This is a genomic window from Texcoconibacillus texcoconensis, from assembly GCF_014202575.1.
In the GTDB taxonomy this organism is placed as follows: Bacteria; Bacillota; Bacilli; order Bacillales; family Salisediminibacteriaceae; genus Texcoconibacillus; species Texcoconibacillus texcoconensis.
Genome location: NZ_JACHHB010000017.1, coordinates 56,827 through 71,283, shown reverse-complemented (window position 1 = coordinate 71,283; position 14,457 = coordinate 56,827). Strand labels below are relative to the sequence as shown.

General features: G+C 39.5%; 16 protein-coding genes. 9 read left to right on the top strand and 7 right to left on the bottom strand.

All coding sequences use genetic code 11. The annotated features are described in order from the left end of the window. Positions 1-738: 738 nt before the first annotated feature. From ectA to queF, 6 genes are all read left to right on the top strand, one after another. Positions 739-1,320, top strand: coding sequence for a diaminobutyrate acetyltransferase (gene ectA, locus HNQ41_RS15105; protein WP_184665272.1), 582 nt, complete (start codon positions 739-741; stop codon positions 1,318-1,320). A 106-nt stretch (positions 1,321-1,426) separates the two neighbouring features. Beyond that, positions 1,427-2,707 carry a diaminobutyrate--2-oxoglutarate transaminase gene (gene ectB / locus HNQ41_RS15100; protein WP_184665271.1) on the top strand — a complete coding sequence of 427 codons (1,281 nt, stop codon included), beginning with the start codon at positions 1,427-1,429 and terminating at the stop codon, positions 2,705-2,707. 23 nt (positions 2,708-2,730) lie between these two features. After that, complete coding sequence (locus HNQ41_RS15095) at positions 2,731-3,141, top strand: ectoine synthase (protein WP_184665270.1); 411 nt, start codon at positions 2,731-2,733, stop codon at positions 3,139-3,141. Positions 3,142-3,288: 147 nt separating this feature from the next. Beyond that, positions 3,289-3,957 carry a 7-cyano-7-deazaguanine synthase QueC gene (queC, locus tag HNQ41_RS15090; protein ID WP_184665269.1) on the top strand — a complete coding sequence of 223 codons (669 nt, stop codon included), beginning with the start codon at positions 3,289-3,291 and terminating at the stop codon, positions 3,955-3,957. Then, positions 3,947-4,609, top strand: a complete 663-nt coding sequence (locus tag HNQ41_RS15085) for a queuosine precursor transporter (protein ID WP_184665268.1) — start codon at positions 3,947-3,949, stop codon at positions 4,607-4,609. Before queC ends, HNQ41_RS15085 begins: the two co-directional genes overlap by 11 nt. Continuing rightward, a complete protein-coding gene (gene queF / locus HNQ41_RS15080; protein ID WP_184665267.1) occupies positions 4,602-5,096 on the top strand; it encodes a preQ(1) synthase in 495 nt (164 codons plus the stop codon). The genes HNQ41_RS15085 and queF overlap by 8 nt, the downstream gene beginning before the upstream one ends. 277 nt (positions 5,097-5,373) lie before the next feature. On the opposite strand, the gene HNQ41_RS15075 is transcribed toward queF, so the two are convergent. Next, a complete protein-coding gene (locus HNQ41_RS15075) occupies positions 5,374-5,625 on the bottom strand; it encodes a hypothetical protein (RefSeq protein ID WP_184665266.1) in 252 nt (83 codons plus the stop codon). Between the two features lie 298 nt (positions 5,626-5,923). Continuing rightward, positions 5,924-6,544: a hypothetical protein gene (locus HNQ41_RS15070; RefSeq protein ID WP_184665265.1), complete on the bottom strand. Its 621-nt coding sequence runs from the start codon at positions 6,542-6,544 to the stop codon at positions 5,924-5,926. A gap of 209 nt (positions 6,545-6,753) precedes the next feature. Here HNQ41_RS15070 and HNQ41_RS15065 point away from each other — a divergent pair, with 209 nt between their 5' ends. The 3 genes from HNQ41_RS15065 to HNQ41_RS15055 all read left to right on the top strand — a co-directional run bounded on the left by HNQ41_RS15065 (position 6,754) and on the right by HNQ41_RS15055 (position 9,291). Beyond that, complete coding sequence (locus tag HNQ41_RS15065; protein ID WP_184665264.1) at positions 6,754-7,443, top strand: BMQ_0737 family morphogenetic spore coat protein; 690 nt, start codon at positions 6,754-6,756, stop codon at positions 7,441-7,443. A 138-nt stretch (positions 7,444-7,581) separates the two neighbouring features. Then, positions 7,582-8,301, top strand: a complete 720-nt coding sequence (locus tag HNQ41_RS15060) for a hypothetical protein (RefSeq protein ID WP_184665263.1) — start codon at positions 7,582-7,584, stop codon at positions 8,299-8,301. A gap of 9 nt (positions 8,302-8,310) precedes the next feature. Then, the gene (locus HNQ41_RS15055) at positions 8,311-9,291 is read left to right on the top strand and encodes a CgeB family protein (RefSeq protein WP_184665262.1); all 981 of its coding nucleotides are present in this window, start codon (positions 8,311-8,313) and stop codon (positions 9,289-9,291) included. Between the two features lie 89 nt (positions 9,292-9,380). On the opposite strand, the gene HNQ41_RS15050 is transcribed toward HNQ41_RS15055, so the two are convergent. From HNQ41_RS15050 to HNQ41_RS15030, 5 genes are all read right to left on the bottom strand, one after another. Next, positions 9,381-10,286, bottom strand: a complete 906-nt coding sequence (locus HNQ41_RS15050) for an aldo/keto reductase (RefSeq protein WP_184665261.1) — start codon at positions 10,284-10,286, stop codon at positions 9,381-9,383. A 302-nt stretch (positions 10,287-10,588) separates the two neighbouring features. Then, positions 10,589-10,960, bottom strand: coding sequence for a DUF1360 domain-containing protein (locus HNQ41_RS15045; protein ID WP_184665260.1), 372 nt, complete (start codon positions 10,958-10,960; stop codon positions 10,589-10,591). 190 nt (positions 10,961-11,150) lie between these two features. After that, entirely contained in the window at positions 11,151-11,930 is a 780-nt protein-coding gene (gene fabI / locus HNQ41_RS15040; RefSeq protein WP_184665259.1) for an enoyl-ACP reductase FabI, read from the bottom strand. Between the two features lie 100 nt (positions 11,931-12,030). Further along, complete coding sequence (locus HNQ41_RS15035) at positions 12,031-12,174, bottom strand: hypothetical protein (RefSeq protein ID WP_184665258.1); 144 nt, start codon at positions 12,172-12,174, stop codon at positions 12,031-12,033. A gap of 79 nt (positions 12,175-12,253) precedes the next feature. Next, entirely contained in the window at positions 12,254-14,338 is a 2,085-nt protein-coding gene (locus tag HNQ41_RS15030) for a cation:proton antiporter (protein WP_343043378.1), read from the bottom strand. Positions 14,339-14,457: the final 119 nt, after the last annotated feature.

Here is a 14,457-nt window from a genome sequence, read left to right as displayed (position 1 = left end):
TGTCCGAACAACGCCTACCTTCGGACAACTTTACTCCTTTTTCCACTCATACTGTCCGAACAACCCTCACCTTCGGACAAGTCCACTCCTTTTCCCATTCAAACTGTCCGAACAACCCTCACCTTCGGACAAGTCCACTCCTTTTCCCATTCAAACTGTCCGAACAACGCCTACCTTCGGACAACTTTACTCCTTTTTCCACTCATACTGTCCGAACAACCCTCACCTTCGGACAAGTCCACTCCTTTTCCCACTCAAACTGTCCGAACAACGCCTACCTTCGGACAAGTCCACTCCTTTTCCCACTCAAACTGTCCGAACAACGCCTACCTTCGGACAACTTTACTCCTTTTTCCACTCATACTATCCGAACAACGACTACCTTCGGACAACTGTAAGGGGTAACTTTCCGCTACCTGTAATCAATCGATGCCTAAACGAAATTTCGAGGTAAAATTTTTAATTTTTTTTCAGTTTTTTTTCAAATTAAAGAAAAACGCGCAAACCCTTGTCACAAAGGTGTCAAAGGAAGGTGTTGACTTTTTTGTTTCACCCTGGATCTGTCAAATTTGTTTGAAAACTTAACAATGCGTTAGGATTTTGTAACAGTGCGATGCTTACTTATCGCAATTGGTTCATATGGCAATTAAATCCATTTAATCGCTCTTATGCTTATTTGTCTTCATCACGAACTCCCTTTATCATTAGATAATGTATTGATCAACGGCGGATGCGCTCATGACGCAGTTTTATTCGTGGCATGAAATATCCGTCAAGCAAATAAAGGAGGACGTTAACATTCGAAGTCAGGTAGCAACCGCACCAACTCAAACAATTGAAAAGGTTCATTTTGCAAAACCAAGTGTAGAGGATGGCGCGGCAATGTGGGAACTTGTCGAGGAATCAACATTGGATACGAACTCCCCGTATAAGTACATTATGATGTGTGAATTTTTCACTGAAACTTGTGTAGTAGCTAAACAAAACGATAAAGTTGTTGGGTTTGTCACTGCTTTCATTCCGCCCGAAAACAAAGATACTGTTTTCGTTTGGCAAGTCGGCGTTGACTCTTCCCAACGCGGTAAAGGGTTGGCATCAAAATTATTGAATGAATTATTAAACCGTTCTGCATGTAACAATGTGCGCTACCTTGAAGCCACAGTCACACCATCAAACAAAGCCTCTCAATCTTTGTTCCGTAGAATTGCACGAGACTACGACACGACATGTGCCGTTCAGGAATGCTTTTCTGAAGATTTATTTCCTGGCGATGACCATGAAGCTGAAATGACATTTCGAATTGGACCGATTCATAAATAAAACTTCTTCATGACCATGTTTTTTGAATCGAACCTAAGATGTTTGCAAATGTTCAAAATACCTATTCGAGTATAGGTATCAATCCTTAAGGAGGAATTAATTAATCATGGAAACACCGAAAATGGAAACAATTAAATCTTTGGAATCTAAAGTACGCAGTTACTCTCGCAGCTTTCCAACCGTCTTCACAAAATCGAAGGGACATAAGATGTGGGATGAAGAAGGAAACGAATATATAGACTTTTTCTCTGGCGCTGGCGCCCTAAACTACGGGCACAACAATGATGTCATGAAGTCTGAGCTTGTAGATTACATTTCAAATGATGGCGTCACTCATTCATTAGACATGGCAACTGAAAAGCGCGCAGAATTTTTACAAACATTAAATGATGTGATTTTAAAACCACGAAATCTTGACTATAGAGTGATGTTCCCTGGACCAACAGGGACGAACACGGTAGAAAGTGCTTTAAAATTAGCTCGTAAATATACAGGACGCACGGATATTATTAGCTTTACAAATGGTTTTCACGGCATGACGATTGGTTCCCTTTCTGTCACAGGAAATGCAGCAAAACGTAACGGTGCTGGTATTCCACTTACAAATGTCGTTCATATGCCATACGACGACTTCATGGACGGAAAAACCGACACGCTCGATTACTTAGAGCAGTTCCTTGAAAACGGTGGAAGTGGTGTTGATATCCCTGCAGGTATCATACTTGAAACGGTTCAAGGTGAAGGCGGGATCAACGCTGCAAGATTTGAATGGTTACAACGAGTCGAAGACATTTGTAAACGCTGGGGAATTTTATTAATCGTTGATGATGTTCAAGCAGGCATTGGTCGAACAGGTACATTCTTTAGCTTTGAAGAAGCTGGAATTACTCCTGACGTCGTCTGTTTATCAAAGTCATTAAGCGGTTACGGTTCCCCACTTGCGATTACACTGTTCCGTCCTGAATTAGATATTTGGGGACCTGGTGAGCATAACGGAACATTCCGTGGAAATAACCACGCTTTCGTTACAGCAACAGCTGCTCTAAACCATTATTGGAAAGATAACGCATTTGAACAATCAATTAAAAAGAAATCGAAACGTACGCACGAATTTTTACAAGAGTTAACGAAGAAATATCCAGAAATGAAGGGAACCGTCTGCGGTCGCGGCTTAATGGTTGGGATTTCATCAGAGGTTGAAGGTTTTTCAGAAAAAGTAGCTGAAGAATCCTTCAATAAAGGGCTTGTCATGGAAACAGCTGGACCTGATGATGAAGTTTTCAAATTGTTCCCTCCTCTTACAATCGATGAAGAAGGACTTGAAAAAGGACTTTCAATCATTGAAGAAAGCATCAAAAAACTCGTAAAAGAACCTGTCACACAATAATACATCACAGGAGGAATCGCACAATGAAAGTCGTTGATTTAAACGATGTTATCGGATCCGAACAGGAAGTAAAAGGAGAAAACTGGACCAGTCGCCGTCTATTACTAAAGAAAGATAAAATGGGCTATTCCGTTAACGATACAATTATCCACGCTGGGACGGAAACACATATCTGGTACCAAAACCACCTTGAAGCTGTCTATTGCATCGAAGGTGACGGTGAAGTTGTCACTTTAAAAGACAACAAAGTGTGGCCAATTAAGGCCGGGATGATTTACGCATTAGATGAACACGATGAGCACCTTCTGCGTGCGAACACGCAAATGCGTATGGTATGCGTCTTCAACCCACCACTTTCAGGTAAAGAAGTTCACGATGAAAATGGTGTCTATCCTGTTGATACAGAAGATGAAGATGTTGCTAATCAAAAATAATATTACCTTCAAAAGCAGGCTTGATAAGCCTGCTTTTTTTGTGCTTGTAAACGATAACTCCCCTTCCAAAAGTGCCCTCTTCCTGTTATTATAGAAAGGTTAGCGGAGTTCGAAACCATCCTCCGCTATAAAAATCAAAACTAGGAGATGATTAATTTGAAAAAAGCGATGGTTGTGTTCAGCGGAGGCCAAGATAGTACCACTTGTCTCTTCTGGGCCAAAAAACATTTTGATGACGTGATTGCCATTTCGTTCGATTACGGTCAGCGTCACCGTGATGAACTTGACTGCGCAAAGGCAATCGCCAATGACCTCAATGTCGAGCACAAAATTATTGATGCAAGCATTCTAGGTCAATTAACTGAAAATGCGTTAACCCGTGATTCCATTGACATTGAAGAAGGTGAATCATACCCGACGACGTTCGTTGAGGGCAGAAACCATATGTTTTTACTTATGGCAGCGATCGTCGGAAAACAACTTGACGCAAAACATCTTGTCACAGGCGTATCTGAAGCCGATTATTCTGGATACCCTGATTGTCGAGACAATTTTATTAAATCGATGAATGTGACGATGAACTTATCAATGGACGAAAACTTCGTCATTCATACACCGCTTATGTTTCTATCAAAATCTGAAGTCTGGAAACTTAGCGATGAACTAGACGCTCTTGATTATGTTCGTGAAAATACACTCACATGCTACGAAGGTGTCATCGCTGATGGTTGTGGTCAGTGCCCTGCTTGCGAGCTACGTCAAAACGGGTTAAATGAATATTTAGCTGAGAAAGAGGGTGTCTTCATTGAACAATAAACAAGAGAAACTCCTCTTACTCGCTGGACTTTTCTTTGTAGCATTATTTGTTTCCAATGTCGTGTCAGTGAAATTATTCGACCTTGGCGGCATCGTCTTAACTGCTGGACTTATTACGTACCCTCTGACCTTTTTAATTACCGATTCTATTTCCGAAGTGTACGGTAAACAGACAGCAAAGAAAGTCGTCTGGATTGGCCTTTTAACCAATTTACTCATGATCGGGTTCTTTTATGTGGCCATCCAACTACCACCTGCAGGTAACTTCGGTATGCAAGCAGAGTTTGAAATGATTTTAGGTGCTGTCCCGCGTGTTGTCGCTGCATCACTTACAGCATATATCGTTTCGCAACTATTTGACGTTGCCTTATTTCATAAATTAAAGCAATGGACACAAGAAAAACACCTTTGGTTAAGAAACAATGGTAGTACTTTCGCTAGTCAATTACTTGACTCGACGATCTTTGTCGTGATTGCCTTTTACGGAGTGATGCCAACTGCAGCACTTGTGATGATGATTATCAGTCAATATATTGTAAAACTAGCCATTGCAGTGATTGATACACCTTTCGTTTATATGACGGTCAAATGGTTGCGCCGTCACGATGATAAAGAACAACAACCTATAGAGGAGGCGAACGCCCATGCCTAAAGATCACCCTAGAAGCCAAGAAGTTTCTCTTCTCGGAAGTAACGGAACCCAGTATGCACAAGACTACGACCCTAGTGTTTTAGAATCTGTAGAAAACACGCATTCTTATCGTGATTTCTTCGTAAAGTTCAACTGTCCTGAATTTACAAGCCTCTGTCCAAAGACAGGCCAACCAGATTTTGCAACGGTTTATATTAGTTATATTCCAGATGAAAAGATGGTCGAAAGTAAGTCTTTGAAATTATATTTATTTAGCTTCCGTAACCACGGCGATTTTCATGAGGACTGCATGAACATTATTTTAAACGACCTTGTCGAACTCATGGACCCACGCTACATTGAAGTATGGGGGAAATTTACGCCACGAGGTGGGATTTCCATTGACCCATACACCAACTACGGTCGTCCAGGAACAAAATGGGAAGAATTCGCGCAAAGTCGCTTGTTGCAACATGATTTGTATCCTGAAAAAGTGGATAATCGGTAACCTGAAAAGTGGTAGGCGCCCGCTCATCGGCGACAAGCACTGGAGTTCCGACAAGCAGAAGCGATTTTTGCTTGTCGGAACGAAGTGACCTCGAGCCGATGGACGCCTGTAGCTAGCCATATAGATAAAAGCCTTAGCTTCAAAACGAAGCTAAGGCTTTTTTTACATCCAGTCACTATGTTAACGACCTCCCCCTCCATCAATGAGATTTTCATGTTCATGCCTTCGTCAATGGCAAAAAAATCAGACCTCTCATTCAAAAGGTCTGATCTTTCATTTAAGCAAGTTCATCAATGTACTTGCCTTTTCCTTCCCATTCATTTTCTATCTTACGCGTTTCTTTTAATTGATTTATGCTTTTTACATCAGAATGATATATTGGCTTTTTTCCTCGATAATGATCCTTTATCGCATCAAAAAATTCTAGTTTATAAACAGCTGGTGACGGACGAATAACGGGATTTTGTTCCGGTTGCCTATGATGATAAATCGTTAATTGATTATCTCGTACAGGTGGAATGTAACCCATTTTCATCACCTCGCTTTTACTTTCCTATACCCGTTTTTGTAAACACTTATGCGTTTCCTCTCAAAAGCGAGGTTGTTACCTTACCGTTTGCTGCTACATCCACACCCTTTACGTCCCGTACGTCTCGTTGGAGCATAAACCACTCTTTTAGGTTGAGCGTTTTTTCGCGGATGAGCTTTCGTAACTTTTTGGGTCGAAGACCGTTTCCGTGAAGCCATCGCCACTATCTCCTTTCTTTACACTCTTAAAATAAGATATGCAATGAATCAGATAATTGTCGCGACGGATGCGGAATCATTTATCTCTCGTTTCCATCCTCTCTCTGTTGGCGTTTCAAGTTTCTTATAAACCAATCCGTTTGACCACTACCCTCCTCTTCTTTTTGAGGTGATTCTTCAGTTGTTCTTATTTCTCTCTTTTCAATCGGCGCTGTTTGTTCCTCTTTTAACGCTTCTTTTAATTGGTCACATTCTTCTTGAATCTTTATTATTTGTTCATCTTTTTCATTTATTGTACGTTCCTTTAATTCATTGTCTTCGCGCAGGGAGTCAATCTCCTCTTTAAAATTTTGAACATGGTATTCAACTTCTGACTTTTCTTCATGCATTTCTCGAAAACTACTCTCTAATAATTCGTTACGTTTTTGCAAACGATCAGCTTTTTGTTGAAGTTGTTGATACTCTTTTGTTAATTGATCGATTTCCTGTTGCAGCTGTTGATATTCTTTTGTTGATTGATCAATTTCCTGTTGCAGTTGCTGATTATCTTCATTTAATTGATCTAATTGCTTGTAATGATAATTTTCTTGGTAAGCTTCAACTTGCTGCTTATACTTTTTTAATTCCGCTTGCAGATATATCACTTTTTGTTTTAATTGATCTGCTGTTCCTCTTCTAAAAGTTAGGCGATTTTCTGACATTTTCCCCCTCCTTTCTTTTCTGACCGACCGGATCTGTTATTCAATATATGCCTTGATACTAAAAATCTTTCGTATAGATAAGTGGTTCTTGAAATTTAATTAGGACAAATGCACATCTATCGGTAGGATAATGCACACCTGTAGGTTGGATTCATATTATGAAGTAGTTCCCTACACAAGGAAGAAATTATAGAAAGGATGAGTAGAGAATGTCCGAATTGGAACAACTTTGCATTCGTGTAGATAAAGTATATGATTGGGTAACACGACAAGTCGATAAAGATTACTCATTTTCTGGTGATGAAGGGTTAGAGCGTCTTGGGTTTAGCTGCAACAATAATGAAGAAGCTGATGGTGACAACCCGTGTGAGTTCATCGATGATGATGATGAAGTATTCGTTACTGTTGTACCTACTGATGCTGATGGAGACCCAATAGACCTTGACGAAATTGAATGTGTTGAGGTCGGCAGAAGACAGGATGTGTATGTTGAAGATTTTGATACTGACTTGCAACTCGTCAAGTTAAAAAAACAAGGATTTTTTGTCATCGAATTAAGACTAAATGAAAATGGCGATCCGTTTTGTGTATCGGAACCTATTTCATTCTGTGTCTTTGAAAAATTCCTTCTTTGTGCGCCAGAAGGTACTGAGATTAACTGCCATATTTATGACTTTGATTCAACAGGAGTACTTTGCTGCAACAACGGAGAGTTTTTAGACTTAGAATTAACATTGCATATTTGCCAATCCGTACAAGTCGAAGCTGAAGTGAAAGTTGAAGTAGAAGGGAAACTTTGCCAACCTCGTGAAGATATTATTATGCCAATTGAAAAAGTGTGCCCTGAAATCACATTTCCACCACAATGCCCAGAAGTGTTTCCCCAAAACAAGTGCTAAGCTTCCTTTTATTAAAAGGAAGCACCATATGACATAAGGACCTGACCTTTTTAAGAGGGAGGGTCCTTATTTTGTTTTCTAATATTTCTTTTCTTTGCATACATATAAAAGAATAGGAAGCGAAGTGAGGTGACTGTGGTGACTAGAAAAAGAAGACGGGTGATGACAACTCCTGAAGAGGAAATCGTTCAACTGAAACAAAAAATGATTCATTATCGCTCTGAGTTGAGTAAATACGAATCGCAAATCAGCCAATATAAAAAGTTATTAGAACGTAAAGAAGCTGAAAAGCAAGCGGTGAAAAGGCAATTCTCACAACAGCAGCAGACGGCTGAACAAAACACAGTCAGTCCAAACAAACAAGATCAAAATAACGACAACAATCAACAACTTGACATCGTGCAAGGATACTTCCAATACGCTTGTTTTTTCCCGACACCCGAAGATGAAGATGATTCGATTCATATTTTAGGAGATTTTATGATTACCAATTATAGTGATAAGACGCTTCACAACCCGATCATCTGTTTTCGAACGAACCCAACTTCTTCTATACAAATCGGAGGAAAAATCGATGCACACATCCCTTCATCAGAACAAAAAGTTTTACAAAGTAACGAGTCTTGGGTTTACGTTCATGACGACTGGAGAAATCGGATTCGAAATGATGGAGAACATTGGTTAAGACCAAGACATTTTGTTGAAATTGCTCCCGGTCAAAGCCAACGTTTTCAGCAATTTGATATGACAATCTCACGTGCTGAAGATGTTCAACGTTATCGTATTGAAGGTTTTTTCTACTGCAATGAACACCCGAAAGGTCTTCCTTCACTGAATACGATATCTGTATACACATAGGAGGCGTTTATGAACATCCTTTACGTTCGTTCCACATCAAATCCCTTCTATCAATATATTGATGATGCAATGATTAGCTGTTTTCAAACTTTCGGCTATCAAGTGTCGGCCATTGAGACATTGGACCATTTGACAGAACGTGAAGTAAAACAAACTGCTTTTTTATTTACAACGATTTATCAAACCGTCGATGATGTCTTTCTGAAGCATATACGTGACCAAGGGATCCCACTTGTTGCATGGGTATGTGAAGGACCTTACTATGTCGATGATGCACTGAAATTTATTCACCTGTTTGATATCATTTTTTGTGCAGAAAAAAACTGCGTTGCTGTTTATCATGAGCTCGGTCATCAACAGGTATATCATTTACCGATCGGTTTTGATCCACACATTTATCATAAGCATTCAAGCAACGACACTTCTACGTTTTTTAGTGACGTCTGTCTTGTTGGTTACCCTTATGCTAACCGTATTTCATTTGTGCAACGTGTTTTAAAAGAAACATCCTCTACTGTGCAAGTCGTTGGTCATTATTGGCGAGACGTTCTCGACATCGAAAAGCGAAATCCTCGCTTAAAAGTCATCAATTATTGGATACCATCACACAAAGCTGCGGCTTTTTATCGACAGGCAAACATCGTTTTAAATTTATATCACCCTTATGAGGTGAAAGATCGTCTTCGGATCCCTTCTTCCAGTCCCAATGCCAGAACTTATGAAGTAGCTGCATGCTCAGCTTTCCAATTAACAGACCAATACTTCAGAGATGATGAACGAACATTTTTACACCCTGCTATTCAACCATTTAAACATGAAGAAGAAGGGATTTCCTGGCTTAAATATTATATCGACCATTCCGAAGAAAGAACGAGGAAAGCACGTGTTGCGTTCGATATTGTTCATAAAAACGATACGTTTATGAATCGAACACAACAATTAATTACCAAAACCAACGCAATATTGCGTACAAATCCACTACTCACCTGACCTAACTAACGGTTATTAACTAAAACAACCTTTCAGAATTAAAAAGAGACGTGTTCCTCTCATCATGTAAGGAACACGTCTTTTTTCACTTACATTTTACTATGAGCAAGAAACAAACGTAATGATTCACCTTCTAATGAAAATTTGTCAAATGGAAAATCAATACACTCATTCGGCCATTTTTTAAATAAATCTTTTAATTGTTCGACATTTTCAATTTGGATCACGAAACGGTCCACTTCTTCTATAGATAGTGGGAACATTAATGCTGCGGTTATTGGACTGATTTCTTTTTCTTGTAACTGATCATGGAATTGCTCGATGTGAGGCATTAAAGTCGTTGAAGAGTTGGGTAATGTTTCTAGAGGTTTTTGTATTTCACTTTCAGGTAAGCTCGAATAAATATGAATATCAACACCATTTTCTTTTAACTGTTTAATCATTCCTGACTGATGAAAACGTTGATCAAATATGTTTAAAGGAATTTGAACGAGTTGAAAGGCGAACGATTCGAATGCTCTTTTTAGTTGAGCGATTGAGTCTACCTTGACACCAATTTTTAAGTGCGGAATTTCTGTTTTTAAAGTATACCACCAATTCATTAACCTTTCAGCACCCGGCTTTTCTAAATCATCTACATTTTCTAAATAAACACCATAAATCTGCTCGGTCGAAAACCTTTGACGTGTGCACCTCCAAGCTTCATACAGTTGATTCATCATTTCTTCATTCACGACTGAAGACCGAAATATTGGTAGTTTCGTCGTGATGCGCCATGGATGCTCATCATGAGAAGAAATCGCTTTTGCTAAAACACCTTCACTATCCCCATAAGCAACACCTGTGTCACAAAAGTTAATCCCTTTCTCACTTGCTGTTTTTAAAATATTTAACAACCTTTCTTGCTCTCGCTTCTCATCTCCATCACCTAACAAACCACCTAGCGGTAGGCCAAATACGTCAGTTCCTAAGACGATTTTCTTATCGATTGTCATCGCTATCACCTTTAAAATTTAGGAAAATGGTTCGTATCATTTTTACTCCTCTCCTACTCTATATAAACATGATTATAAATAATCCCTATCTCACTCAAATTGAAAATACTCATAAAGGTCGGGTTTCATCCATTAGTAAGTTTCTTGTTTTCTGAAAATGCGACGGTATCATATACATATCATCATATTCTCGCGCATTTTCCATTTCATCACTCTCTGCTTTAAGTACATTTTATTCATAAACCGTTATTACATGCACATCCAACGACTTAACACTTCAAATATTTAGATAAAGATAACGATTACATCCTTTGTTCGAAATAAAGGATGATCGTTTGAACAATTGCTGCAACACCTGCAATTGCAAAAACCGTCCATACTGGAAATGCTATATGAGGGAATAAATGGTAAGCGCTGTATACAGCTACTGACACCCATACCCCTGTGCACCAATGGCAACTTAATAATTCACCAATCCAACGCCTCAACCCTGTCCCTTTAGGCTCTGGATATGAAACGAATGTCCCATCCTCCAATTGTTCCTCTTTCATCTCTTGAAAAGGATCACGCAACCACTCGGTAATTTTATCGTAAACAAGTAAATGAGTCAGCCGAAACGTTGCTAAAACGAGGATCATAAACGGCCATCCTTCAATATAAATGCTATCACTCATTCATACACCTCATTTCAATTGAATTTAATGTCCTTTTTCATTAGAGGTGTTTCTATTATATGTGTAACATTGTCAAAGTGATGTCACCTTGATAACCATTTCGTAAAACCTTAACGTTAGGAAGTGTTCGTTTTTGAAGCAAAAAAACAGATGCCCGTAAGACACCTGTTTTCATTGCAGTCTTCATTTGTTACATAAGACCGATTTTATTGTATCCACCATCAACGTGAATCATTTCCCCGGTAATACCGCGAGATAAATCGCTCATTAAGAATAGAGCTGTATCGCCGACTTCTTCTTTTGTGACAGGACGTTTAAGAGGTGCTGAATCTTCCATTTCCTGGATGACATCGTTGAAATCAGCAACGCCCTTTGCTGATAATGTACGGATTGGCCCTGCCGAAATGGAATTAACACGAATCGCTTCTTTCCCTAAATCATTTGCTAAGTATTTAACACTTGCATCTAGAGAAGCTTTAGCTACCCCCATCACATTATAATTCTTTACAACTCTTTCTCCACCTAAGTAAGTTAAAGTGAGAATGCTTCCGCCTTCTTGCATTAATGGGCGCGCAGCTTTCGCGACTGCCGTTAAAGAATAAGAGCTGATGTGATGCGCTGTTAAAAATCCGTCTTTCGTTGTATTTAAGTATTCTCCAGAGAGCTCGTCCTTATCAGCAAATGCGATACAATGAGCAACGCCATCGATCGTGCCAACTTGTTCTTGAATATTTTGAAAGGTTGCTTCAACTTCCGCGTCATCCGTTACGTCACACGGTAATACGATTGAATCATCACGATCCAAAGAATCCGCTAATTTCTGTACGTTTGCCGCTAACCGTTCACCTGCGTATGTAAAGATCAATCTCGCACCTGCATTCGATAACGCTTGTGCGATCCCCCATGCGATGCTTCGCTGGTTTGCTACCCCCATAATGACATAGGTACGACCTGAAAGATCTAAGGTCATCTTCGCCGCCTCCTTAACAATTATATCTTATTATTAGTAGTTGGTACTAATACGCTCACAATTGGTAGTATAACATGAATAAGCGAAGATGACACGTCTATCAACCTTTTTTCGTTTCAATATTTCGTTTTTCATATCCACAGGTTTGGCAATGAAAAATAACATTTTGATTGGACTGCGCCGTTAAAACTTTCTCGATACGCTCTTGTTGCTGGCATTTCGGACACTTCGTCAAGATATCCATAATCAAAACACCTCCATGTTAAAAAGGGCCTTTCAAACAAGGCCCTTTTTTTATGAACAACATTTACATTTGTAGTTTATTACTCATCATAAGTTTTATGTGCGAACGTAGAAGTAGGAACATTTGTCCCTCTCGTGCCTCGATTATCCACAGGATATTCTTGTGGGAATAATACAATAAAGTTCTTCACAGCCGTTTTATGAATCGACTTTGGTAATAATGCTAATCTAGGATGCCAACTAAGTGTACCTTCGCGCGCACTTAAAATCACGACTAAGTCGTCTTCTTTAAGTGTTTGTTCATAATAGCGCTTTATATTTAACCACTTTTCAACGACAACGAACTTCGCTTCAACATCAGGCTTTTCATTGTTAATCCATTTTTCATAGGTAGAAGTATCATCTTGAATGACGATAAATAACATTCGTGCGCCTATTTGGTTAGCAAGGAGCTTCGTAAGACGCACAGCATCATAACCACCTGACATATGGTCATATCCTTTCGGTAGAATGACGACAATTCGTTTAGTCAAACTTAGATGTTGGTTTAAATTCGCGACAACAACTTGTTGACGCGTTCGTTCGACCAATTGATCCATTACACGACCTAGACCATACTTGGAGTGGTCATCAGACCCATTCCAGCCTGCGATGACCGTTGAAATACGATTATCCATGATCGCACGATGAATCCCGATTGTCGGGTTATCTTCAACGCGGGTTAATAATCGTACAGGTACATCAGCGCCCGCTGCATAAATGACAGCGTGACCTAACATTTTTTCAGCTTGGGCTACTTTCGCCTCGTTATCATCATTGTCATCATTATTTTCATTTGATTGTACAACCGTCATCGGAAAAATTGGCTCTTCCGAAGAAGGACTTTTGATCGTAAATGACAAATCTAATAAATAATCCATTGTATTCGGATTAGAAAGCGGAATCATAATTCGTTCCGGAGCCATACTACGCCGATATGGCATTTGCTCTTCGGCAAAGGCAACATTTCGACTATATTTCTCTACAAATGAAGGCCCGATCATACAAGAAATTAGGATCATGATGATCACACCATTAACGACAGCGATATCGAACAAACCTAAATCATACCCTACTAGTGTTGCCGCAAGGGTAGCAGCCGCTTGCGGAATCGTTAACCCGAACATTAAAGGTAGCTCATCATTTGAATAGTGATAAATCCGTTTCGTAATCCACGCTGCAATAAATTTACCGATAATCACAAATAAAACAATTAAAATCGCCAAGACAAAAGCACTTGGTTGTTCAAACATGACACCAATGTCCATAAGCATTCCAACAGATAATAAAAAGAACGGAATAAAAAGTGCATTTCCAACAAACTTAATTCTGTTCATCAATGGTCCATTTTCCATAATAAAACGATTCAAAGCTAAACCAGCTAAAAAGGCACCGATAATTGGTTCCATTCCAGCAAAGATCGCGAGAACCGCACAGATAAATAGTACCGCCATCACATATGCATAATCTATCGAGGCACCCCCATGTATTTGTCGAAAAAAGCGCCTTGATATATACGGTACACCAATCATGACCACCGCTGTAAATATAATCAAACTGATAATTAATTGTGCCCAAAAACCGGCTGACAGTTCTCCCTGAGACGCACCGGCAACAACGGCTAATATAAGCATTGATAGCGTATCTGTAAGAATCGTTCCACCAACGACTGTTGTTACAGCTGGATTTTTTGCCACCCCCATCCGACTGGCAATCGGGTAGGCTAATAATGTATGTGACCCGAGAAGTGAGCCGAGCAATATGGCAGCCATCCATGACTCAATCAAAACATACCCAAGTAGTGTTCCTAGTGTGAATGGTATAAAAAACGATAATAATCCAAAAGTTAAACTGCGACTCCGATATCGTTTAAACCCTTCTAAATCTATTTCAAGACCTGCAACGAAAATAATGTATAACATGCCAACGGTTCCTAACAAAACGATCGTAGGATCTCGTTCTAGCCACCCTAAAGTATTAGGCCCTACAATCATTCCAGCTAAAATCAAACCGATAATTCCAGGTATTCGGAACCGGTTCATCACCAAAGGTGCAATTAAGAAAATAAGCATTGCTAACGCTACAATCATTACGGGGTCCGTTAAAGGAAAAGTCAATGCGGTCAATAAAATCAACCCCTTTGCTGAATAATAATCACTCCATTTCTATGATGCACATAGCGACGTTCATCGTATCGAAACTTGAAGGTGGTGTCAATGAGAAATAGACAATTTTGAGTTTTCGC

Excerpts from the sequence above, each read along its gene's own strand:
- HNQ41_RS15095 (WP_184665270.1), top strand. The coding sequence starts at position 2,731 with ATGAAAGTCGTTGATTTAAACGATGTTATCGGATCCGAACAGGAAGTA.
- HNQ41_RS15065 (WP_184665264.1), top strand. The coding sequence starts at position 6,754 with ATGTCCGAATTGGAACAACTTTGCATTCGTGTAGATAAAGTATATGAT.
- queF (WP_184665267.1), top strand. The coding sequence starts at position 4,602 with ATGCCTAAAGATCACCCTAGAAGCCAAGAAGTTTCTCTTCTCGGAAGT.
- HNQ41_RS15045 (WP_184665260.1), bottom strand. The coding sequence starts at position 10,960 with ATGAGTGATAGCATTTATATTGAAGGATGGCCGTTTATGATCCTCGTT.
- queC (WP_184665269.1), top strand. The coding sequence starts at position 3,289 with ATGATTAATTTGAAAAAAGCGATGGTTGTGTTCAGCGGAGGCCAAGAT.
- HNQ41_RS15050 (WP_184665261.1), bottom strand. The coding sequence starts at position 10,286 with ATGACAATCGATAAGAAAATCGTCTTAGGAACTGACGTATTTGGCCTA.
- ectB (WP_184665271.1), top strand. The coding sequence starts at position 1,427 with ATGGAAACACCGAAAATGGAAACAATTAAATCTTTGGAATCTAAAGTA.
- fabI (WP_184665259.1), bottom strand. The coding sequence starts at position 11,930 with ATGACCTTAGATCTTTCAGGTCGTACCTATGTCATTATGGGGGTAGCA.
- ectA (WP_184665272.1), top strand. The coding sequence starts at position 739 with ATGACGCAGTTTTATTCGTGGCATGAAATATCCGTCAAGCAAATAAAG.
- HNQ41_RS15075 (WP_184665266.1), bottom strand. The coding sequence starts at position 5,625 with ATGGGTTACATTCCACCTGTACGAGATAATCAATTAACGATTTATCAT.
- HNQ41_RS15055 (WP_184665262.1), top strand. The coding sequence starts at position 8,311 with ATGAACATCCTTTACGTTCGTTCCACATCAAATCCCTTCTATCAATAT.
- HNQ41_RS15035 (WP_184665258.1), bottom strand. The coding sequence starts at position 12,174 with ATGGATATCTTGACGAAGTGTCCGAAATGCCAGCAACAAGAGCGTATC.
- HNQ41_RS15070 (WP_184665265.1), bottom strand. The coding sequence starts at position 6,544 with ATGTCAGAAAATCGCCTAACTTTTAGAAGAGGAACAGCAGATCAATTA.